Here is a 22,820-nt window from a genome sequence, read left to right as displayed (position 1 = left end):
TCGGCGGCGCCGGGGGTCTCGGACGGATCGGGACGGTCACTCACCGGGCTTCTCCCGTCAGCAGAACGGCCTTGCCGCGTATGCGGCGTTCTCGCAGGTCGACAAGGGTGTCGGCGGTCAGCTCCCAGGGGGCGACCCGGCCGATCTCCGGGTGCAGCCGGTCCTGTTCCACCAGGCGCACCAGGGTCGCGAGATCGGGGCCGTAGGGGGCTCCGGCGTAGTGGAAGTGCCGGATCGTGACGCGCTCGGGCCCGCCGAGGAGCGCGAAGAAGTCGAGGGTCGCCGGGGTGCGGCTCGCCTGGCCGAACCAGACGAGCGTGCCGCCCGGCCGCACCTTCGCGAGGGCGAGGGCCAGGTCGGGGCCGCCCGTGGACTCCAGGACGACGTCGAACGGCCCCGCCGCCTCCGCGACGCCGTGCACCACGCGCGCGCCCAGCTCCGCGAGCCGCGCGCCGCGCTCCGGCGTGGCCGTCACCGCCGTCACCTCGGCGCCGGCCGCGACGGCCAGTTCGGTGACGTAGTGGCCGACCCCGCCCGAGGCGCCGGTGAGCAGCAGCCGCAGGCCGGCCAGCGCGCCGACCGCGCGCAGCAGCCGCAGGGCGGTGATCCCGGCCAGGGGCAGGGCGGCCGCCCGCACGCCGTCGACGCCGTCCGGGAGGACCGCGAGGGAGTGGACGGGCACGGCGGCGTACTCGGCCCAGCCGCCCCGCGCCGGATGCCCGACCACGCGGGTGCCGACGGCGGGCCCGGAGCCGTCCGCCGCCTCCTGGACGACGAGCCCGGCGACGTCCTTGCCGGGCGCGAACCCCGGCTCGGGGTCTTCGAGGAGGAACGTCTCGCCCCGGTTCGGCGCGAACGCCTCCACCTTGACCAGCACCTCCCCCGGCTCCGGCACGGGCTGGGGGACCTCGGCGAAGGCGACCGGACGCGCCGCATCCCCGGTGGGAATCAGTCTCTGCATGCCGGGCATGCAAACCCGGCGCCCGGCCGCCGATCCAACAACGGAAGGGAGAGGCCGACAACCACCGGTTGTCGCCTAAGGTGAGGGCCGTGGAGGCGGGGACCGTGGATCTCGACGTGGCGCAGGTGCGGGCCTTCGTGCGCGCCGCCGAGGAGCTGCACTTCGGGCGGGCGGCCGAGACGCTCGGGATCTCCCAGCAGGCCCTGTCCAAGAGGATCGCGCGGCTCGAATCCCTGCTGCGCGCACCGCTGTTCCTGCGCGACGGCCGGGGAGTCTCCCTCACCGGGGCCGGCCGGCGCTTCCTCGGCCCGGCCCGGCGGACGCTGGAGGCCGCCGACGCGGCGGTCGCCTCGGTGACGGGGAAGGAGCGCCCGCTGCGCGTGGACGTCTGGGGCCACCTCTACGCGCCGACGCGCACGCTCGCCCAGGTGGCCGGACGGTCGGGCGAGTTGGCCCTCGGGCACGGGCGCGACCTGGCGTCGGTGACGGGCGCGCTCCTCGCGGGCGACGTCGACGTGGCCTTCGGCCGGGTCCATCCCCCGCTGGGCGCGGGCCTGACCCACCGCCTGGTCCGCCTCGAACCGGTGGACGCCGTGCTGAGCGCCGACCACCCCCTCGCGGCCGAACCGGCTCTCCGGCCGGAGCAGTTGCGCGAGAGCGTGCTGTGGGCGCCCGGCGCGCTGGACCGGCTCGACTTCCTTCACCGGTTCGCCGACCGGTTCGGCGTCCGCGACCGGGCCGCGAGCGTCAACCTGGGCCTCGCGCACTTCCTCGCCGGGATCGCGGAGGACCCGCACCGCTTCTCCCTGCTGCCCGCCGACGTCCCCCTGCCGGAGACCCCCGGCCTCCGCGTCGTACCCCTGGTCGACCCCACCCCGCTGTACGCCTGGTCCCTGCTGTGGCGCACCGGCGACGAACACCCCGGCCTGTCCCGCCTCACCGCCGCCTGCGCCGCCGAGGCGCGGCGGAGCCGATGGCTGGAGTACGACCCCGCTCGCGACTGGCTCCCGGAACCGCCGCCGCCGGGAGGGAGCCGGGGGAAGACCGACGACCTGCCGCACCGACACGCGGAGGCGCTCGGCCGCGGCGGGGCCTGACCGTGGGGGCGGTACTGACCGTGTTGGCGGTACTGGCGGTACTGACCGTGTGTGCGCGGCGCTCCCGCACTTCCCGCACCAGGCTTCCCGGGCCCTCGCCGCCGTGGCCGCCGGCGGCGACCCGGCGGACCGGGCCATGGTCGTCGCGGCGCTGCGGGCGGCGACCGAGAGGGGGAGCCTCTCGGCGGCGGAGGCCCTGTACGACCTCACCGACGACCCCGCGCCGCTGCTGCGGTGCCTCGTGCGCGAAATCGGCCGCGACGGCGGGGACCTGAGGGAGGCAGCCCGGCTCGCGGCCTCGCTCGGCACCCGGGGAGCGACCCTGGCGCCGCTCCTGCGCGGGGCGCTCGGCGACCCGGCGAACAGCACCACGCCCGCCCTCGACACGGACATCGCCCTCGCCGAAGCCCTGTGGCGCGTCGCGGGGGACCCGGACCCGGTGGTCGCCGTCCTGGAGTCGGTCTTCGCGCGCGCCGAACGGAACCAGTGGTCCCGCTGGTCGGTGGCGCGGGCCGCCCGCGCGGCGGCGCTCCTCGGCCCGGCCGGACGCCCGCTCGCCGCACGCCTGCGAGCGGCCCTGGACGATCCGGCCCGGGCACCGGCGGCGGTACTGGCCCTCGTCGCCGTGGCGGACCCCGCCGCCCTGGACCGCACCGCCCTCGCCGAGGCCGCCCTGACGTCCGCCGAACAGGACGCCGACCCGGCCGGCGCCTGCGACGCCCTGGAGGCCCTCGGCGCCACCGCCCTCCCCGACGACCACCTGCGCCGCCTCGCCGTCCTCGCCGACGGGGACGCCCGCGTGGTCCGCTCGGGCCTGGAGCACCGCATCATCGACCGGGACGAATCCTTCCGGAACCGGGCCCGCGCACTCCTCACCGCGTACGAAAACCCCACGACACCGGCGCCCTGACGGGCCGGGAACCCTGACGGGCCGGGAACCCTGACGGAGGCCGGGTCACCCGAAGCCGGCCATGCGAACGGGCACGATCCCGAGGGCGAAGCTCTCCATGGCCTCGGGCACCCGACCGACACGGGCCAACCAGCTGCCCGCGAAGCGCAGTTCGCCGTACTCGCCCAGCGGGAAACCGCCCCGCTCCGGACGTCCCTCCCGGCCCGCCGCATCGACGGAACGCCCGGGACGACGGCCCGCGTCCCGCGGAACCGCTCCCACCTCGGGCGGCCACGCGCACGGTTCCCCACGGGAGAGCGGCCCCGTACCGAACGCGCCGGCCTCCACGGGCTCGGCCGCCGACAGCCGGACCCCTTCCCCGACCGGGCGCGTCCCACCACCGCGTATCCGCCGGGAGCGGCGAACGCCCCGCTCCTCCCGGTCCACGGAGAACCACCTCCCGGAACCACCACTACCGGCCACCGCCGCCGATCCGCCCCACGATCCCGGCCGCCCCCACCGAACCCCCCGACCAGCAGAAAGACCCTCCCGAAGGAGGGTCCTCAGCCGTACGGAGAAAAGCGCCCCCGGCAGGACTCGAACCTGCGGCCAAGTGCTTAGAAGGCACCTGCTCTATCCACTGAGCTACGGGGGCCGGTGGTGGCCGTGCGGCCAGGAGCCCCTGGTGGGTGGGGTGTGGCCTGCCGGGACAAGGATAGGGCTCCGATCGCCTTGGCCCGGTTGCTTCACCTGCGTGGCACGATGTGGAGGTTCGGTGAAGCGGAACGATAATCGCAGGCAGGTGCGATTCGCGCAGCGCTTTTCGCATCGCTCGGGGCGGGTGTTGTGCACTCGTTATGCCCCGTGTTCCGGCCACCGCCCTTTTCTTCGGCGCGCAGGGCCCCCATACGCTTCAAAAACACGCGTAAATTGGGCATTCTTCGCATGTGGTGACCTTGGACGAACGGCCTCAGCTGATCGACGCACTCTCCGCCCTGCGCGACCGTGTCGCCGCCGTGCGTCTCCCACTCCCGCTTCCCGGCGCCGACCGCGCCCGCCAGAACCGGGTGGAGCTGCTCGCCCAGCTCGACGACTACCTGGTGCCCCGGCTCAAGGACCCCGACGCCCCGCTCCTCGCCGTCGTCGGCGGCTCCACCGGCGCCGGGAAGTCCACGCTCGTCAACTCCCTTGTGGGACGCCGCGTCAGCGAGGCCGGCGTGCTCAGGCCCACCACCCGCACCCCCGTCCTCGTCTGCCACCCCGAGGACCACCACTGGTTCGCCGGGACGCGCGTCCTCCCGCAGCTCACCCGCGTCTGGCTGCCCCAGGCCGACGAGGACCACCCCGTCGACGGGCCCGCCCCCGAGGACAACGCCCTCCGCGTCGAGACCGCCTCCTCCACGCCCCGCGGCCTCGCCCTCCTCGACGCCCCCGACATCGACTCCCTCGTCGTCGAGAACCGCCTCCTCGCCGCCGAGTTGATGTGCGCCGCCGACATCTGGGTCATGGTCACCACCGCCTCCCGGTACGCCGACGCCGTCCCCTGGCACCTGCTCCGCACCGCCAAGGAGTACGACGCCACCCTCGTCACCGTCCTCGACCGCGTCCCCCACCAGGTCATCGGCGAGGTCTCCCGCCAGTACGGCGCCCTGCTCGACAGGGCCGGCCTCGGCGACGTCCCCCGCTTCACCATCCCCGAACTGCCCGAGTCGACCGGCGGCGGCAGCGGACTGCTGCCCGACAGCGCCGTCGCCGCCCTGCGCGGCTGGCTCGCCCACCGCGCCCAGGACCCGGCCGCCCACCAGCAGGCCGCCGACCGCACCGCCTTCGGCGTCATCGACTCCCTCGACACCCGGCTGCCCGAACTGGCCGGCGCGGTCTCCGCCCAGTACGCCGCCGCCGTCCGCCTCGGCGGCGTCGTCGAGACCGCCTACCACGAGCAGGGCAGACGGGTGCGCAAGCAGCTCGGCCGCGGAGACGTCCTGGCCGGCGACGCCCGCGCCCGCTGGCGCGCCTACCCCCGCGACAGCACCGCCGACGAGCTCCTGGACGCCCTCGCCGAATCCCTCGCCGCCCTCCTCCACTGCGCGGTCTCCGCCGCCGAGGAACGGGTGCGGGACGGCTGGCGCCACGAACCCGCCGCCGAGGCCCTCGGCCCGGCGCCGACCTGCGCCGACCGGGAGACCGGCGAGCGGATCGGCGTCGAGATCCGCCGCTGGCGCCGCGTGCTCGAAGAACTGGCCGACGAGGAGGTGCGGGCCGTCGAGCGCCCCGCCGGCGCCCGCGGCGCCCTGCCCGAGACCGACACCGTCGCCGCCCTCCTCGCCGCCTCCCTCCTCGGCGGCCGCCGCACCCGGCCCGCCGGCGAACGCCTCGCCGAACTGCTCGGCGCCCAGACCGCCCTGCGCCTGCGCGACAAGGGCGGCGAACTCGTCCTCTCGTACGTCGACCGTGTCCTGCACGCCGAACGCGACCGGCGCCTCGCCCCCCTCGACGCGCTCGACGTGACCCCCGAGCCGCAGGCGGAGCTGATCGCCGCGCTCTCCGTACTCCAGAAGGAGAAGTGACGTGCAGCTGGAAGACGGCCGCAAGCGGGACTTCGGCCTGGACCGCGACCAGATCCGTGATCGCGAACACGACCGGGGCCGTGACCGAGAACACGACCGGGGCCGCGGCCACGACCAGGGGCGCGAGCGGAGCCGTGGCAGCGATTCCGGTCAGGGGCGGGAGCGTCGCTCCGGTGGGTCCGGCCCCGACCGGGACCGCCTCACCGGCGATCCCGACTCCGGCTCCGAATCCGGCTCCGACTCCGGCCCCGGCCGCGATCGCGGCCGCTGGGACGACGGGCTGATCGCGCGCCGCGCGGGCGAGCGCGCCGCCACCGCCCTCGACGAGGGGGCCGGGAAGGGGCCCGAGGGCGGCGCGGCGGACCGCGACGAGGACTCCTCCTTCGGCGGTCACTACGGCCGCCCCCTCCGCAACCGCCTCGACGCCCTCCACGAGCTCGTCGGCCTCTCACGCGCGCGCGTGGAGAGCGACGCCCTCGCCGAGGCCGGGCGCGTGCTCGACGAGGCCGCCGCCCGCCAGCGGCTCTCCTCCCGGCACACCGTCATCGCCATCGCCGGCCCCACCGGAAGCGGCAAGTCCACCCTCTTCAACGCCCTCGCCGGCGTCTCCGTCTCCGAGACCGGCCTGCGCCGCCCCACCACCGCCGCGCCCATCGCGCTCAGCTGGTCCGAGGGCGCCGCCGGACTCCTCGACCGGCTCGCCATCCCCAACCGGCTGCGCCGCCGCCCCCTCGCGGGAGGCACGGGCGACACCGGTCTCCAGGGCCTCGTCCTCGTCGACCTGCCCGACCACGACTCCGCCGTCACCGCCCACCGCGACCAGGTCGACCGGGTGCTCGGCCTCGTCGACGGCGTCATCTGGGTCGTCGACCCCGAGAAGTACGCCGACGCCGCCCTCCACGAGCGCTACCTCCGCCCCCTCGCCGGGCACGCCGAGGTCACCTTCGTCGTCCTCAACCAGATCGACCGGCTCGGCACCGAGGCCGCCGACCTCGTCCTCGACGACCTGCGCCGTCTCCTCGACGAGGACGGCGTGGCCCTCGGCGAGCACGGCGAACCCGGCGCCACCGTCCTCGCCCTCTCCGCCCTGACCGGTGAGGGCGTCCCCGACCTGCGCGAACTCGTCGCCCGCTTCGTCCAGGAGAAGACCGCCCCCGAGCGCCGCCTCTCCGCCGACATCGACGCCGCCGCCGCGAAGCTGCGCCCCGCGTACGTCGCCGAAGGGCGCGCCGGCCTCGACGAACGCTCCCGGGACGCCTTCACGGACCGCCTCTCGGCCGCCATCGGCGCCCAGGCCGCCGGCGAGGCCGCCGAGCGGGTCTGGCGCCGGGGCGCCATCCGCGCCTGCGGCACCCCCTGGCTGCGCCTCTACCGCTGGTACGAGCGGAAGCGCGCGCACGGCTCCGCCGACCCGCACCCCACGCCCCCCGAGGAGGAGCTGACGGCACGCCAGCGCGTGGAGCAGGCCGTGCGGATCGTCGCCGACGACGCCTCGCGCGGCCTCCCGGCCCCGTGGGCACAGGCCGTACGCGAGGCGGCGACACGCGGGGCGGACGGCCTCCCCGAGGCCCTGGACGAACTGGCCTTCTCCCTCGGCGACCCGGCGGCCCGGCCGCCCCGGCCCGCCTGGTGGCCCGCCGCCGTCCTCGCCCAGGTCGTGATGACCCTCCTCCAGGTCTTCGGCGCGCTCTGGCTGGCGGGCCAGATCATCGGCGTCGTGGAGCCCGGCCTGCTCCCGCCGGTCCTCGTGATGCTCGCCGGCATCGTGGGCGGCCCGCTCGTCGAATGGGCCTGCGAGGGGGCGGTGAAGGGGCCGGCGCGCCGGTACGGACAGGAGGCCGAGCGCCGCCTCCGCGAGGCGGCCGCCGCCTGCGGCCGGGCCCGGGTGCTCGACCCCGTGGCGGCCGAGCTGGTGCGCTACCGCGAGGTGCGCGAGCAGTACGCGACGGTGGTGGGCACGCGCCCGTCGGCCCGGGTCATGGGTGCGTCGGCCCGCGTCGTCGGCGCACACCGCTCCGGTACGAGGCGCCTGGGCGCCACGCGCGCGGGCGCACGCGGGAGGTGGTGAGGGGAAGGGTGGGGAGGGGTGCCCCGAGGCGGTGCGGCGAGCGGCCCCTCGCGCCGCCTCCCTCCGCACCGCTCCCTCCGTACCGCTTCCTCCGTCCACCCCGTCTTCCTTCGACCGGCCCCGTTCCACCCCGTTCCACGCCGCCCCGCACCGTCTCCCTCCTCCTTCTCCGCCTCCCTTCTTCCGTCTTCACCCTTCCGGGTGAGCCGGTCGCCCACCGCCGCCGGGTTCTCCACAGGCTCCGGCGGGATCCGCCGGGCCGTCCCACCATGAGCAGCGAAGGGCGCCCGTCCGAAGGGCGTCCGGCGGAGACGGATGGGGGCGGGACCATGAACGACACGACCGTGACGCTCGTCGGCAACGTGGCGACGGCGGTGGAGTACCGGGAGACGGTGACGGGCGGGGTGGCCCGGTTCCGGTTCGCGGTGACCGCGCGCCGCTGGGACCGGGAGCCGAACCTCTGGTCCGACGGGAGCACCAGCTTCTACACGGTCTCGGCCTGGCGTTCCCTGGGCGCCAACCTCGCGGCCTCGGTCTCGGTCGGGGAACCGCTCGTGGTGCACGGCCGGTTGCGGGTCCGGGAGGACGAGCGCGACGGGCAGCGCAAGACCTTCGTGGACGTGGACGCGCTGGCCGTGGGACACGACCTGACCCGGGGGACGGCCGCCTTCCGCCGCGCGGCGCGGGCCGAGTCCCGGGCGCGGCCGGACCGGGGGCCGGATCCCGGCGACGGGCCCGCGCTCGGTCCGGCGCCGGAGGCGGACCCCTGGACGGAGGCGGTCGCGGAGGCCGTGGCCGAGGCGGAGGAGGAAGCGCGAGCGGCGGCGGAGACAGCGGCTCCCGGGGCGGGAAACGGAGGAAAAGGCGAGGAAAAGAACGCCGAACGCCCACTGGTAACCACTTCCTGACGTTCCGTCATGGCGATTTGTCGACCAACGTGCCGCGCGTGATAACGATTCCGAGACGGAATGGTTGCCTGACCATACGGCCGGGCAACCGGCTCTTCCGCATCCCTAGGATTTCCGGGTGCTCATGTGGCACGTGAGCCCATCGAGTCTGTGAGTCTGTCGGCGCGCGCTCCCCCCACGCGGAACATCGCTGTTCGCGGAGCGGCTCGCCCGGAGGGGAATCGGATGTTTTCAGTTCGCGGGCGGGGCGTCGTGCGTCGCCTGGCCGCCGCCGCTCTGGTCTCGGGGCTCGTCGCCGTCGGCGTGACGGGCGTCGCGGGCCCCGCAGCCGCCGAAGAGGGCCCGGGCGACAACGGCGGTGCCTCCGCCGTGCTGGGCCGGCTGAAGATCTCCGCCAAGGTGAGGATCGCCGAGAAGGTCGACGGCGAGGAGCGCGTCTCGGAGAAGAGCGGCGGCCTCTTCGAGATGAAGGTCGAGAACGGCGGGAACCTCCAGACCTACTGCATCGACTTCCGGACCAACGCCTACGAGGAGAAGGAGTACAAGGAGGTCGGCTGGAGCCGGTCGTCCCTCCACGACAACCCCGACGCGGGCAAGATCCTCTGGATCCTGGAGAACTCCTACCCGAACATCCCGGTCGCCGCCCTCGGCGAGAAGGCCGGCGTCAAGGGCCTGACCCGGGAGACCGCCGCCGCCGCCACGCAGGCCGCGATCTGGCGCTACTCGGACAAGGTCGACGCGACGCCGGTCGACGGGAACGCGCGGAAGGTGACCGAGTACCTGTTCGGCAAGGCCACCAAGGTGCGGGAGCCCAAGTCGTCCCTCAGCCTGTCCCCGGCCTCCGTCGCCGGCGGGGCCGGCGACAGGCTCGGTCCGATCCGGGTCTCCACCAACGCCGCCGAGGCCACCCTCTCCGTGGTCCCCGGCGCCCCGGCCGGCACCGAGGTCGTCGACAAGGACGGCGAGCCGGTCACCGCGGCCCGGGACGGCGCCGAGGTCTTCGTCGACCTGCCGGAGGGCACCGAGGACGGCGCGGCCGAGATCAGGGCCGAGGCCACCACGAAGGTTCCGCTCGGCCGCGCCTTCGTCAGCGTCAGGGAGAAGAGCCAGACCATGATCCTGGCCGGCTCCAGCAGTTCCACCGTCACCGCCGAGGCCGCCGCGACCTGGGCCGAGAAGGGCGCGGTCCCGGCCGTCACGGTCGTCAAGAACTGCGCCGGGGGCGGCCTGGAGGTCATCGCCTCCAACAAGGGCGACGAGGACTGGACCTTCGAACTGAAGGGCGCCTCCCACACGGTCGCCGGCGGCGGGACCAGGACCATCCCGGTCGAGGTCGCCGAGGACGAGGCGTACAAGTTCACCCTCACCGGCCCGAACGGCTTCGAGCGGACCTTCGAGGGCGTCCTGGACTGCGACACGGCCACTCCCGAGCCGAAGCCCTCCGCGACCACTCTCGGCGCGGCCCCCTCCGCCCCGGTTCCCGCCCCCTCGGCCACGGACGGCAAGGGCGGCAAGGGCGGCACCACCGGCGGTGACGTCACGGGCGGCGGCACCGGCACCACCGGCACCACCACCGGCGGCGGAGACCTCGCCGCGACCGGCGGCTCCGGCGCCACCCCGGTGATCGCGGGCGTCGCCGCCGTGCTCGTCGTGGTCGGCGGCGGCGCGGTGTTCCTCCTCCGCAGGAAGAAGACCACCGACGACTGACCCGCGGCCCCGGCGACCGATCCGGGGCCCCGGTACCGGCCCCGCATCCGGCACCGGACCCCGCGTCCGGCCCCGCACCGGCGCCCGACCCCGTGCGGTGAGGTGCGTCACACGGCGTCCGTCCCCCGGTCCCGCACGACCCCGGGCCGCACCCGCGGCCGGGGTCGTCGCACGTCCGGGGGCCGAGAATCCTCCGTACCGCCCCTTCCGCGCCCGGCGCCCGACCCCGCGCGCCCCCGCCGGCGGGGTTACCGGTTTCCGCCCGGGGGCGGCGGTCAGGCAAGATGGGTGTATCTGCCCACTCACTCCTTGCCGGACGGTTTCTCTTGGCTGAGTACATCTACACCATGCGCAAGACGCGCAAGGCGCACGGCGACAAGGTCATCCTCGATGACGTGACGCTGAGCTTCCTGCCCGGTGCGAAGATCGGTGTGGTCGGCCCGAACGGCGCCGGTAAGTCCACCGTGCTGAAGATCATGGCCGGCCTGGAGCAGCCCTCCAACGGCGATGCCTTCCTGTCGCCCGGGTACTCGGTCGGCATCCTCATGCAGGAGCCGAAGCTCGACGAGTCCAAGACGGTCCTGGAGAACGTCGAGGACGGCGTCGCCGAGGTCAAGGGCAAGCTCAACCGGTTCAACGCGATCGCCGAGGAGATGGCGACGAACTACACCGACGAGCTCATGGAGGAGATGGGCAAGCTCCAGGACGACCTGGACCACGCCAACGCGTGGGACCTCGACGCCCAGCTGGAGCAGGCCATGGACGCCCTGGGCTGCCCGCCCGGCGACTGGCCGGTCGGCAACCTCTCCGGTGGCGAGAAGCGCCGCGTCGCGCTCTGCAAGCTGCTCCTGGAGGCCCCCGACCTCCTCCTGCTCGACGAGCCCACCAACCACCTCGACGCCGAGTCCGTGAACTGGCTGGAGCAGCACCTCGCCCAGTACAAGGGCACCGTCGTGGCCATCACCCACGACCGGTACTTCCTCGACAACGTCGCCGAGTGGATCCTGGAGCTCGACCGCGGCCGCGCCCACCCCTACGAGGGCAACTACTCGACCTACCTGGAGAAGAAGGCCGAGCGCCTCAAGGTCGAGGGCCGCAAGGACGAGAAGCGCCAGAAGCGCCTCAAGGAAGAGCTGGAGTGGGTCCGCTCCAACGCCAAGGGCCGCCAGGCCAAGTCCAAGGCCCGCCTCGCCCGCTACGAGGAGATGGCGGCCGAGGCCGACAAGATGCGGAAGCTGGACTTCGAGGAGATCCAGATCCCGCCGGGTCCGCGCCTGGGCTCCGTCGTCGTCGAGGTCAACAACCTCTCCAAGGCCTTCGGCGACAAGGTCCTCATCGACGACCTCAGCTTCACCCTGCCGCGCAACGGCATCGTCGGCATCATCGGCCCGAACGGCGCCGGCAAGACCACGCTCTTCAAGATGATCCAGGGCTTCGAGAAGCCCGACTCCGGAGACATCCGCGTCGGCGAGACCGTCAAGATCTCCTACGTCGACCAGGGCCGCTCCAACATCGACCCGAAGAAGACGCTGTGGGCCGTCGTCTCCGACGAACTGGACTACATCAACGTCGGCCAGGTCGAGATGCCGTCCCGCGCCTACGTCTCCGCGTTCGGCTTCAAGGGCCCGGACCAGCAGAAGCCGGCCGGCGTGCTCTCCGGCGGCGAGCGCAACCGCCTCAACCTCGCGCTCACCCTCAAGCAGGGCGGCAACCTGCTGCTCCTCGACGAGCCCACCAACGACCTCGACGTCGAGACCCTGTCCTCCCTGGAGAACGCGCTCCTCGACTTCCCCGGCTGCGCCGTGGTCGTCTCCCACGACCGCTGGTTCCTCGACCGGGTCGCCACGCACATCCTGGCGTACGAGGGCGACTCCAAGTGGTTCTGGTTCGAGGGCAACTTCGAGTCGTACGAGAAGAACAAGGTCGAGCGGCTCGGCCCGGACGCGACCCGTCCGCACCGCGCCACCCACAAGAAGCTGACCCGGGGCTGACGGTTCCATGGCGAGGCACATCTACAGCTGCCCCCTGCGCTGGTCGGACATGGACGCCTTCGGGCACGTCAACAACGTCGTCTTCCTGCGGTACCTGGAAGAGGCGCGGATCGACTTCATGTTCCGCCTGGCGCCGGGGAACGGCTCCCCGTCGTTCTCCGGCGGGTCCGTCGTGGCCCGGCACGAGATCGACTACGTGCGGCCGCTGGTCCACCGGCACGAGCCGGTGACCGTCGAGTCGTGGGTCACGAAGATAGGCGCGGCGTCGCTGACGATCGCGTACGAGATCAAGGACCCCGACACCGTGTACGTACGGGCGTCCACGGTCGTCGTGCCCTTCGACCTGGAGGCGCAGCGGCCCCGGCGGATCAGCGCCGAGGAGCGCGCCTTCCTGGAGGAGTACGTGGACGACGGGATGACCGCCGCCGCATGACCGTCCTCGCGCCGCTGCACTTCGCCGACGCCCGGGAGGCGGCGGCCCTCGCCGCCTTCCTCGCCCGGCTCGTCCACTACGACCGGGCCGCCGCCGTCCGCCTCCAGGCGGGCGGCGGGGCGCTGGCCGTCTTCGGACGGCCGCCGTCGTTCGAGGTGCTCGCGATCCGCACGGCCCGGCTCGTCGACGCCGTGGACCTCGACGTCACCGTCTCCGCCGGCGAACTCCTCGACGGCATCGAGGAGACCGCGGGCAAGGCGGTCGTCCCCGACGCCGTGACCGGGCCGCCCTGGGCGGGCGTGCTGCCGCCGCGCTCCGGCTGGCGGCCGGTCGCGGGGCTCCCGGAGGCCCCGGAGATGCGGGGCGCGGTCGCGGCGGCCGTCGCCGAGTTCCGCGCCCGGGACGAGGAACTGCCCGAGGAGCGCCGCACCCGCGCCGAGCGCGAGCGGATCGGCCGCGAGATCTGGTCCAGGACCCTCGGCGCCACCGGACTGCCCCTGCGGGCCGTCCACGCCGCCCAGTCCCTCGGCTTCCTGCCGCCCGCCGGGGCGGAGGAGGGCCCGGTCGCGCTGTTCGCCTCGGGCCCCTGGCTGCGCCTGCGCACCCCGTACGGCTCCGTCGCCCTGCGCACCGCGCCGATGGCCCTGCCGGTGGCGCCGGGGCGCTGACCCCGGCGCCCGCCCCGCGGGACTACCGGCGCTCCGCGTCGTCCGGCCAGACCCCGATGTGGTCCTGCTCCAGCTCCAGCGCCACCCGGTGCTCCATGCCGAGCGCCCTGGTGTACTCCGCCGGGAGCTGGAGGCGGCCCGCGCGGTCGAGCATCGCGTACTCCCGGGCCACGAGCGACTCCTGCCCCTGGTCGTCGACCTCCGTGCGGCGCAGCACCTCCGAGGAGGTGCGGCCGTCGCGGATGGCGACCGTGCGGCGCACCTCGGAGGCGACCGCCTGGTCGTGGGTGACGATCACGATCGTCGTGCCCAGCTCCTCGTTGGCGCGGCGGAAGGCCGCGAAGACCTGCTCGCCGGTGGCCGAGTCCAGCTCGCCCGTCGGCTCGTCGGCCAGGAGCACGGCCGGGTTGTTGGCCAGGGCCACCGCGATCGCCACCCGCTGCTGCTGACCGCCGGAGAGCTGGTGCGGCCGCCGGTCGCGGATCTCCGCGATGCCCAGCATCGCGAGCAGCTCCTCCGCCCGCTCCGTCTTCTGCCGCGCCTTCGACCGGCCCCGCAACTGCATGGGGAGCGCCACGTTCTGGGCGGCCGTCAGATAGGGGAACAGGTTGCGGGCGGTCTGCTGCCAGACGAAGCCGACGACCTCGCGCCGGTAGCGCAGCCGCGCCTTCCCGTCCATCGCCAGCAGGTCGCACCCCGCGACCCGGGCCGCGCCGGCGGTCGGCACGTCCAGGCCCGCCAGGATGTTCATCAGCGTCGACTTGCCGGAGCCCGACGCGCCGACCAGGGCCATCAGCTCGCCCTCCTTCACGAGGAGGTCGAGCCCCTGGAGCGCCTGCACCTCCACCCCGTCCGTGGTGAAGATGCGGACGAGCCGGTCGCAGGCGATGAGCGCGTCGTGGCCGTACGAGGGCCGGTCGCGCCGCGCCGTCGCCCGCCGCTCCAGCTCTTCGAGGGTCGTGGCCCCGGCCGCTCCGGCCTCCGCCGCCCCGGCCCCGTCCCGGATCCCGGTCTCCGTCATCGTGCGTCTCCTGCCCTGAGTTCCTTGATCGAGCCCCTGCGCCCCGCCCACCAGGCCTGCCCGACCGCCGCGAGCGCCGTCAGGAGCACGACGGCGAGGGCCGGGACGAGCAGCGACCACGGGTCCGCCCGCAGCGGGGCGCCGTCGAGCCGGGCGAGGCCCGGGGCCGTCGCGAGCGCCAGCCGGAACAGGTCGATGCCCGGCGCGAGCAGCGGCACCGTCGCCCAGCCCACCAGCACGCCGCCCAGCGCCGCGAGGACCGCCTGCGGCAGCGCCTCCAGGCCGAGCAGCCGCCGTCCCTGCCGCCTGGTCAGGCCCATCGTCCGCAGCCGGGCGAGCAGCGCGTTCCGCTCCGGCGCGCTCTGCGCGAGCGAGAGCAGCACGGCCACCACGGCGTAACCGGCGCCCGCGCCGATCGCACCCAGGTAGATCCGCTCGGCGCCGGTCTGGAGCGGCGAGTCCACGTACGTGGCCCGCTCCTCGCTCCGCAGCCGCACCACGAAGGCGTCCGACCGCTCCCGCACGGCGCCCCGCAGCGCGGCCCCGTCCACCGGGCCCGTGACGAGCAGCGCGGTGGCCGCCCGGCGGGTGAGGTCGGCGCCGTTGACGAGGAGGAAGTCCTCGCCGGGCAGGGCCGGGGTGGCCGGCCGGACGCCGACCACCTCCACCCGGAACGTCCCGGCCGCCGCCACGACCTCCATCGGCTCGCGGCCGAGCCGCTCGGCCACCGACGGCGAGGCGATCGCGGGCAGCACCCGGCCGGTGTCGCCCGTGACGCCCTCCCCGCCCTTCCCCGTCGAGGCCAGCAGCTCCGCCGGGAACGCGCCGAAACCGGTCCGCTTCGCCAGCCGGGCGTACGAGGCGGGGTCGACGCCCACGAGCGGCGCGCTCATCGCCCGTGCGGTGGTGCCCTCGTGGGACGGCAGGTCCACCCCGTACTCGATCTGCACCGGCGCCAGGTCCCGCACCCCCGCCGTGCCGCGCACGGCCTCGGCGAGACCCGCCGGCAGCGGGGTCCACTCGACCGAGCCGTCGATCCGGGCGTCCGCGCCGGTCGCCAGGAGCGCGGCCCGGTCGCGGGCGTCGGCGACGCCCGCGAGGACGGAACCGCCGAAGGCCGCCGTGGTCAGCGCGAGGACGAGGGCGAGCAGCGGGAGCATGCCGGTCGAGGACGAACGGCCGGCGCGGGCCAGGGCCAGCGGGCCGACCGCCCCGCGCAGCCGCAGGGCCGGGCGGCCCAGCCACCGCAGCGGCAGGGGATAGACCCGTACGAGCACCATGGCGGCGATCAGGCCGACCAGGACCGGGGCGGCGCTCACCAGGTGGTCGCCGGAGTCGTCCGCGCCGCGCAGCCGCAGCGAGGCGACCGCGCCCACGGCCAGGACGAGCAGGGTGAGTTCGAGGACCGTGCGGCGCCGGGAGGGGCGCGCGGTCAGCAGGTCGTCGCGTCCGCCGTGCAGCCGGGGGCGCCGGTGGAGGACGACCGCCCGCAGCGGCAGGACGAGCATCGCGACCAGGGCGACGGCGGAGGCGGCGAGGAGGGAGGGGCCGAGGGGGATCCCGTCGGCCGCTCCCGGTCCTCCGCCGGGCGGGCGGACCGTCAGGACCGCGAGGCCGAGGGCGAGGGCGGCGGCGGGCACGGCGACCGCCGAGGTCTCGCCGAGCAGCCGCAGGCCGATGCCGGTGAGGGAGGCGCCCCGGGAGCGGAGCAGCGCCAGCTCGCCGTCGCGGCGGGCGGTGAAGAGGCCGCCGGTCATGGCGAGGACGACGGCCGCGACCGCGCCGATCCCGAAGACGGCGACGGCCACGACCGGGGCGATCGCGTCGCGCATCGAGCCGTACGCGTCGACGATCTCGTCGAGGCCGGTGGTGAGCGCGCCGTTGCCGCCCATGGCCTCGCGCATCCTGACCAGGTCGGGGCCACCGGCGGCGGAGGCGAGGGCGGCGGAGAGCCGGTCGGTGTCCCGTCCGGTGAGGTGGCCGGCCGTCGGCACGAACCGGAAGAAGACCTCCTTCTCGCCGACGGTGGCGAGCACCGAGGCCGCCGAGGAGGGCGAGAGGAGCAGGGCCGCCTGCCAGTAGTACTTCACCTCCTCCTCGACCAGCGGGGCGAGCGCGGGCGTCCGCAGCAGCGGCTCCACCGCCCAGTAGGCGGTCCCGGGGCCGAGCGGCTCCACGACGCCGGTGACCGTGACGGCGAGCGGCTCGCCGCTCCGGCTCGGCACGTGCACGACCGAACCGGGCTTCAGACGCAGGGCCTCGGCGGTCTTCGCGGTCACGACCGCCTCCGGACGGAGGGCGGTGCCTCCGGCGGGCCGGCCCTGCCGGAGCGTCGTGTGACGGGCGAGGTCGGAGGGGGAGGAGAGCACGAACTGCGGGGAGAGCCCGTCGGGCCGGGGCAGCCAGGGGTCGAGCCCCTCGACCCGGTCGATCGTGCGGACGCCGTGGACGGCCTGGTCCGGGTCGGTCCGGACCGGGTCGGGCAGCAGGGCCCGCAGCGCGTCGCTCCGCTTCCGGAGGGCCGCGGAGGTCAGGTTCGCCCCGTACTCGGCCGCGGTGGTGACGGGCAGCGGCGCGTTCAGTTCGAGGACGCTGTCCCGGGGCGCGGCGGACGCGACGTCGTGCCGGAGGCCCTCCGTCTCGTACCGGTCGACGGCCCTCGGCAGCGCCGCCGCGAGGTAGGCGGTGACCAGGACCAGCAGCGCGAGCGCGGCGGCGGCCCGGGGCGCGGTCCGCAACCGGGTCCGCACCCAGGGGGCGACGACGGGGGCGGCCCCGGCGGGGCGGGCGGCCCTGCCGGCCGGGGCGGTCCCGCCGGGGGCGGTGGGGCGGTCCGCCCCGGAGGACCGGTCGGGCTCGGAAGGCTGGTCGGGCCGGGAGGGCCGGGGCATGTCGGGGGCCTTCCTGCGTGCGTCGGGCTGGTGGGTGCCGTCCCCGCCGGGGGCGGCGGGCGTCTGGTCCGGGACCCGGCCGAGGGGCCCGGGGGCGCCCGGCGTCGGCGTCTCGTCCGCGTCGGGGCCCCGGGCCCCTTCCGGCGTCCCGTGCTCGTCGCGCGCCGGCATCAGCTCGCCCCCTGGTGGCGCAGGGTCACGACCGGGTCCGTGCGGCGCAGGGCGATCGTGGCGACGATGGCCAGGGGGAGCGCGGCGACCCCCGTGAGCAGCAGGGCGACCTGGCCGGGGGGGAGTTCGACCAGGACCGGCGGGACGGGCCGGGCGGCCTGGCCGGTGAGGACGACGAGCGGGACGACGGCCCGGGCCAGGACCGTGCCGAGCCCGGTGCCGACGAGCAGGCCGATGCCGATGAGCAGCCCCTGTTCGGCGGCGATCAGCCGGGCGAGCCGCCGCTGCGGCGTGCCGAGCGCCCGCAGCACCCCGAACTCGGCGGACCGCTCCCGCATCGCGCCGGCCGAGCCGACCGCGAAGCCGACGGCGGCGAGCGCGGCGGCGGCCGCGGCCACCGCCATCAGGGCCGCGTTGGGGCCCGCGCCGAGCGGGTCGCCGAGGAGTTCGGCGGCGATCTCGTCGCGCACGAGGACCTGCGCCGGGTCCGCGTCGGGGCGGGCGCGCAGGGCGGCGGCGACCTCGGCCGTCCTGCCCGGGGCGGTGGTCAGCCACCACTCGGTGGCCGGTACGGACAGGGTGCCGTCGCCGGACCCGGCCAGGTACCGGTTGACGGTGACCAGGTCGAGGAGGAGCGCGCCGCCGTCCGCCGGGGTGGTCGCCGACGTGCCGGCGGAGGCCGCCGGACCGGTGGTCGGCAGCTCCTCGACCACCCGGTCGACGACGACGCGGACCCGCAGGCCGTCGAGGGTGACCTCGACGGTGTCGCCCGGTCCGGCCCCGGTCGCCGTCATGAAGGCGCCGGTGGCCACGGCCGGCAGCCGCTCGGGCGGCTTCGGCGCGGGGGCCGCCATCCGCAGGGCGTACTCCTCCGTCGGCGCGCGGAGCTTGCCGGCGTCGGCGCCCCGCACCCCGAACGAGACGGTGTACGGCGCGGATCCGCCGGGCCCGGCCGGGCCGGTGCCGCCGCCCGCGGTGCCGCTCCTCCGTCCCGCGCCGCTCTCGGTCTGCTCGACACCGGACGACCAGCCGGCGAGGACCTTCGCGGGGGAGAGCGTCCGCGTGCCGCCGTCCGCCCCGGTGGTGGCGAGGCCCTCGACGCGGACGGTGCGGACGTGGTGCGGGCCCGCGGCGATCACGCCGTCGAGCTCCAGACCGGTGAGGGTGAGCAGGCCGTCCGAGCCGCGGCCCGCGTCGCCGCCGGGCGCGGCGGTGAGGGTACCGAGGTCGAGGGCCAGCCGGTGGACGCGGTCGTCGGAGGGCAGCGTGCCCAGGGTCTGCCGGTACGGGACGCCGCTCGGGTCCTCCAGGACGGCCGTGACCCGGGAGGCCCCGCTGCCCTCCGGCGCGGCGGCCCGCAGGTCCGCGGCGAGCGTCCGGGTCCCGGCGGGCAGCGCGAGCCCGGGGCGGGGGCCGGCCGCCGGGGCCAGCGGGGCGAGCAGCGAGGAGGCCGTGGTGCCGGCGAGGTCGGGGCGAAGGAGCAGGCCGCCGGCGGCGTTGCGGGTGTCCACGGCGAGGACGGTGGCGTTCCGGCCGGAGACGTCCATGGTGGCGCGGTGCACGGGTGCCACGGCCGTGACGCCCGGCACGGCGGCGAGCCGTTCGGTCCGCGTGGGCTCGCCGGGCCCGGGGCTCAGGACGCGGACGTCCGTCCCGGTGCGGAAGTCGGCCTGGTCGCGCTGCGAACGCTCCCACGAGCCGCTCTGCCCGATGGCCAGCATGCCCATCGCCACGGCGAGGACGAGCAGGAGGACGGGGCCAGCGCCCCGCAGCGGCCGGCGGCTGAACTGCCAGCCGGCGAGGGCGGCGGACAGCCCGCGCCCGCCGGCCGCGCGCCGCTCGGCCAGCTTGGCGGCGGGCGGCAGCAGCCGCAGCGTCAGGACGGTCCCGGCGAGCAGGGCGAGGGCGGGCGCGGCGACGAGCACCGGATCGATCGAGCCCCCGCCGCCCGCGTCCGCGCCGAGGGTGCCGCCCGCGGCGTCGGGCCGCTGGAGCTGCCAGTACGCGACGGCGGCGACGGCGAGCAGCCCGAGGTCCGCCCCGGCCCGCACCGGTCCGGGCAGCGAGGCCGAGCGGGCCTTGCGCAGCGAGACGGCCGCGCCGTCCCCGGCGGCCAGCGCGGGCGCCACGACGGCCGCCGCGCAGCACAGCGCCACCACGGCGGCCACCAGCCACACCTGGAGCGAGGGCGAGGTGTCGAGCCGCACCCCGAGCGAGGAGAGCGCGGACCGCTCGGCGAAGAGCCCGGTCAGCGGGCCGGACAGGAGCGGGGCGGCGAGCGCCGCCGGCAGGGCGAGCAGCAACGCCTCGACGCCGGCGAGTCCGGCGATCCGGCGCCGCGACCCGCCGCGCGCCCGCAGCAGGGCCGTCTCGCCGGAGCGCTCGGTGCTGAGCAGCCGGGCGACGAGCAGCAGCGCGTACGCGGCGAGCAGCACGAGCTGCACGGCGACGATCAGCAGGGTGGAGCGGGAGACGAGCAGGGCCCGTTCGGTCCGGTCCAGGACGGCGGGCAGCGCGGTGGTCGCCGAGACCGTCGCGCCGAACGCGGCCCGGTTCTCGGCCAGGGCCTTCGGGCCCTCGGTCGCGGCGGTGCGCAGGGCGCCCATCCGGTCCGTGGTGAAGCCGGTGAAGTCGGCGGTGCCGAGCCAGGAGGTGTCGCCGTGGCTCAGCGCCCCGGAGGTGAGGATGGCCGGGTCGGCGAGCAGCGGCTCGTACGTCGTGAACGCGACCGTCCGCACGCCCCGGCCGCCCGCCGGGTCGAGCTGCCAGTACGGGTCGGAGGTGTCCACGGGCCGGTAGACGCCGGTGATCCGGGCCTTCACCCGCCGGTCGGTGAGCCGGTCGGTGAGGTCGAGGACGGTGCCGGGGCCGATCTTCAGGCGCCGGGCCGCCTCCTCGGGCAGCGCGGTCTCGACCGCGCCGCCGGGCCGGGCGGCCGTGGGCCAGGAGCCCCGGACGAGGGAGAGCCGCGAGCGGTCGAGCGCGGCGAAGCGGGTGAGGTCGGGTTCGCCCGCGCGGGCGGCGACGGGCTGGAGGCTCCGGGGCAGCGCGTACGGTCCCGAGCGTTCGAGCCGTCGCACGGTCACCGGCAGTCCGTCGAAGGACGCCCGCATCCCGTCGCGCACGGCGGCGTCGGCACCGGCCCGCTTCTCGGCGGGCACCTGGCCGCCGACCAGGAGCGCGGCGGCGGCCGCGGACCGGCCGCGCAGGCCCGCCTGGAGCGCGGCGTCCCCGATCGCGCCGGAGAGGGCGGCCAGGGTGGCGAGGACCGAGGTGGTCAGGAGCACGGAGAGCAGCGCGGCGGCGAGCAGCAGCCGGTGCGCCCTGACACGCAGAAATACGAACCCCGTCACCCGTCCCCCTGGCCGCCCTGATCACGGTGCGCTCGTCGAACGCTCGTCGAACGCCACCGGAACTTCTTCCGGATGCTTTCAGAGGGCACGTACGGCTGGAAACCGCTTGCGGGGTCACCTTGATCCGATCGTGACCGTTATCCGGTGCCCCGGCTCCGGAATGCGCCCTTCCGTGCGGTGAGGTTGCCCGGACGCACCCGCGAACGTGCCCGAACGGACACGGGGCGCCTCCGGCGGCCGGGTCAGCCGGCCGTGTTCACCATCGAGGCGGCGGCGTAGGTGAGGTAGCGCCAGAGCTCCGCCTCGTGCTCGGGCGCGAGGCCGAGCTCGTCCAGGGCGGTCCGCATGTGGCGGAGCCAGGCGTCGTGGGCCGCCCGGTCGACGGCGAACGGGGCGTGGCGCATCCGGAGGCGGGGGTGGCCCCGGCGGTCGCTGTAGGTGCGGGGCCCGCCCCAGTACTGGATCAGGAAGAGGGCGAAACGCTCCTCGGCGGGGCCGAGGTCCTCCTCGGGGTACATCGGGCGCAGCAGCGGGTCCTCCGCGACGCCCTCGTAGAAGCGGTGGACGAGACGGCGGAACGTCTCCTCGCCGCCGACCTGCTCGTAGAAGGTCTGCTCCTGTGCCGTTTCCCCGGGAATCTCGCTCACCGCTCCATCGTCTCAGATGCCCCGGCCGAGGACCGGAGGTCTAGGACCCCCGGCCCCCGGGCCCGGGCGGGATGTCAGCCCAGGCGGATCGTGATCGTGGTCCAGGCGCCGACGTGCACCCGGTCGCCGTCCTGGAGCTGCACGGGCACGTAGGGCTGGATCGGCTCCTCGCCGCCGTTGATCGTGGTGCCGTTGGTGGAGTTCTGGTCCACCACCGCCCACGAGCCGTCCGGCTGCTGCACCAGGACCGCGTGCTGGTGCGAGACGCCCGGGTCCTCCGGCGGCACCGACAGGTCGATGTCGGGGGACTCGCCGGTGGAGTGCCGGCGGCGGCCGATGGAGATCTGGTTGCCCTGGAGCGGCAGGTGCTTGTCCGGGGAGTACGCGGGCAGGTTCAGGCCCGTCGCCTCCGGGCCGCTGCGCTGCATCATCGCCATGAAGTACGCGCGGTCCGGACCGATGACCGCGCTCCAGCTCCGGTGCGCCTGCGGCTGCTGGAACTGCTGCGGCGGCCCCTGGTGCTGCTGCGGGGCCTGCTGCTGCGGGGGCCCCTGGTGCGCGGGGGGCTGCGGCGGGCCCTGGTGGTGCTGGGGCGGCGCGCCCTGGTGCTGCGGCGGCGCCTGGTGGGGCGGTGCCTGCTGCTGGTGCTGCTGCGGGGGCGCCTGCGGCGGCTGGTGCTGCGACGGCGGCGGCAGGAGCCAGTCGTCGTCCGCGCGCGGCTGCGGCGGCGCGGGCGGCGCCGGGGCCTGGGCGGGCGCCCGGAGGTACGGGGGCGGCTCCGGCTGCCGGTGCTGCGGGGGCGCCGGGGGCTGCTGCTGCGCCTGCGGGCGCTGCGGCGGGGCCTGGTGGTGGGTGGGCTCGGCGCCGAGCGGCTCCGCCGGCCGGTTCACCTGCGAGGGCCGCGAGCCCTGGTAGCCGAACGGGTCCTGCTGCTGCGGGGGCCCCGGCGGCGGGGTCCGGAAGCCCGGCGGCAGGTTCAGGCCGGGCGGCGGCCCGGGCTGGCGCGGCGGGATGTTGGAGGGGGCCACCGGCGTGTACGAGGTGGCCGTGTTCGTGAGGAAGTTCCAGCGGCACTCCTCGCAGAACGGCGCCATGTGCTCGCGCGGCGTCCGGCACTGCGGGCACAGCTCCGCCTGGGCCGTGGCGTTCGGGTCGCCGCCGGGGCCGAAGCCGCCGGGCGCGGCGGGCGGGGGACCCGCCGGGGGCCGGCCGGGACCGTGGTCACCGGGGCCGCCGGGGCCCGGACCGTGGTCGCCCGGACCGGGGCCGCCGGGGCCGGGGTATCCGTACGCGGGGGGCGGCGGCGGGGGAGGCGGCGGTACGGCACCCGTCGGCGCACCCGCCCCGGCCATGCGATGGCCGCAGACCTCGCACCAGTCGTCGGAGACCGACTGGTGTCCGTTCGGGCAGGTCGGCATGTCGGTGCTTCCCCCTCTCGTCGTCCGGCC

The 22,820-nt window shown here is 75.9% G+C and carries 14 protein-coding genes, 1 tRNA gene and 1 pseudogene; 9 read left to right on the top strand and 7 right to left on the bottom strand.

Annotation, left to right across the window (positions count from 1 at the left end; genetic code table 11):
• Positions 1-40: 40 nt before the first annotated feature.
• A complete protein-coding gene (locus tag ACIQKA_RS10045; RefSeq protein ID WP_402540590.1) occupies positions 41-961 on the bottom strand; it encodes a zinc-binding dehydrogenase in 921 nt (306 codons plus the stop codon).
• A gap of 104 nt (positions 962-1,065) precedes the next feature.
• On the opposite strand from ACIQKA_RS10045, the gene ACIQKA_RS10040 reads away from it, so the two are divergent.
• Entirely contained in the window at positions 1,066-2,058 is a 993-nt protein-coding gene (locus ACIQKA_RS10040) for a LysR family transcriptional regulator (RefSeq protein WP_402540589.1), read from the top strand.
• 49 nt (positions 2,059-2,107) lie between these two features.
• A complete protein-coding gene (locus ACIQKA_RS10035; RefSeq protein WP_402540587.1) occupies positions 2,108-2,968 on the top strand; it encodes a hypothetical protein in 861 nt (286 codons plus the stop codon).
• A 561-nt stretch (positions 2,969-3,529) separates the two neighbouring features.
• Here ACIQKA_RS10035 and ACIQKA_RS10030 read toward each other — a convergent pair.
• Positions 3,530-3,602: transfer RNA gene (locus tag ACIQKA_RS10030), tRNA-Arg, on the bottom strand.
• Positions 3,603-3,903: 301 nt separating this feature from the next.
• Here ACIQKA_RS10030 and ACIQKA_RS10025 point away from each other — a divergent pair.
• From ACIQKA_RS10025 to ACIQKA_RS09995, 7 genes and pseudogenes are all read left to right on the top strand, one after another.
• Positions 3,904-5,514, top strand: a complete 1,611-nt coding sequence (locus tag ACIQKA_RS10025) for a dynamin family protein (RefSeq protein ID WP_390105567.1) — start codon at positions 3,904-3,906, stop codon at positions 5,512-5,514.
• A 1-nt stretch (position 5,515) separates the two neighbouring features.
• Complete coding sequence (locus ACIQKA_RS10020) at positions 5,516-7,582, top strand: GTPase (RefSeq protein ID WP_402540586.1); 2,067 nt, start codon at positions 5,516-5,518, stop codon at positions 7,580-7,582.
• Between the two features lie 329 nt (positions 7,583-7,911).
• A pseudogene (locus ACIQKA_RS10015) lies at positions 7,912-8,376 on the top strand (single-stranded DNA-binding protein); the annotation flags it as partial.
• 339 nt (positions 8,377-8,715) lie between these two features.
• Positions 8,716-10,197, top strand: a complete 1,482-nt coding sequence (locus ACIQKA_RS10010; RefSeq protein WP_383440519.1) for a Cys-Gln thioester bond-forming surface protein — start codon at positions 8,716-8,718, stop codon at positions 10,195-10,197.
• Between the two features lie 326 nt (positions 10,198-10,523).
• The gene (ettA, locus tag ACIQKA_RS10005; protein ID WP_053648792.1) at positions 10,524-12,188 is read left to right on the top strand and encodes an energy-dependent translational throttle protein EttA; all 1,665 of its coding nucleotides are present in this window, start codon (positions 10,524-10,526) and stop codon (positions 12,186-12,188) included.
• A 7-nt stretch (positions 12,189-12,195) separates the two neighbouring features.
• A complete protein-coding gene (locus ACIQKA_RS10000) occupies positions 12,196-12,621 on the top strand; it encodes a thioesterase family protein (RefSeq protein ID WP_351968643.1) in 426 nt (141 codons plus the stop codon).
• Positions 12,618-13,289 (top strand): hypothetical protein, encoded by a 672-nt coding sequence (locus tag ACIQKA_RS09995; protein WP_391092726.1) that lies wholly within the window; start codon positions 12,618-12,620, stop codon positions 13,287-13,289. The genes ACIQKA_RS10000 and ACIQKA_RS09995 overlap by 4 nt, the downstream gene beginning before the upstream one ends.
• 22 nt (positions 13,290-13,311) lie before the next feature.
• Here ACIQKA_RS09995 and ACIQKA_RS09990 read toward each other — a convergent pair whose 3' ends face one another.
• The 5 genes from ACIQKA_RS09990 to ACIQKA_RS09970 all read right to left on the bottom strand — a co-directional run bounded on the left by ACIQKA_RS09990 (position 13,312) and on the right by ACIQKA_RS09970 (position 22,790).
• A complete protein-coding gene (locus ACIQKA_RS09990; RefSeq protein ID WP_383149665.1) occupies positions 13,312-14,310 on the bottom strand; it encodes an ABC transporter ATP-binding protein in 999 nt (332 codons plus the stop codon).
• The gene (locus ACIQKA_RS09985) at positions 14,307-17,372 is read right to left on the bottom strand and encodes an FtsX-like permease family protein (RefSeq protein ID WP_402540584.1); all 3,066 of its coding nucleotides are present in this window, start codon (positions 17,370-17,372) and stop codon (positions 14,307-14,309) included. Before ACIQKA_RS09985 ends, ACIQKA_RS09990 begins: the two co-directional genes overlap by 4 nt.
• Complete coding sequence (locus ACIQKA_RS09980; protein ID WP_402540582.1) at positions 17,372-20,725, bottom strand: FtsX-like permease family protein; 3,354 nt, start codon at positions 20,723-20,725, stop codon at positions 17,372-17,374. The genes ACIQKA_RS09985 and ACIQKA_RS09980 overlap by 1 nt, the downstream gene beginning before the upstream one ends.
• A 242-nt stretch (positions 20,726-20,967) precedes the next feature.
• Positions 20,968-21,372 carry a globin gene (locus ACIQKA_RS09975; RefSeq protein WP_383149670.1) on the bottom strand — a complete coding sequence of 135 codons (405 nt, stop codon included), beginning with the start codon at positions 21,370-21,372 and terminating at the stop codon, positions 20,968-20,970.
• Between the two features lie 74 nt (positions 21,373-21,446).
• Positions 21,447-22,790 carry an FHA domain-containing protein gene (locus ACIQKA_RS09970; protein WP_402540581.1) on the bottom strand — a complete coding sequence of 448 codons (1,344 nt, stop codon included), beginning with the start codon at positions 22,788-22,790 and terminating at the stop codon, positions 21,447-21,449.
• Between the last annotated feature and the right edge of the window lie 30 nt (positions 22,791-22,820).

It is taken from the genome of Streptomyces sp. NPDC092045, from assembly GCF_044756005.1.
In the GTDB taxonomy this organism is placed as follows: Bacteria; Actinomycetota; Actinomycetes; order Streptomycetales; family Streptomycetaceae; genus Streptomyces.
The sequence above is the reverse complement of the archived record's forward strand: the minus strand, read 5'-3'. Positions and strand labels throughout refer to the sequence as shown.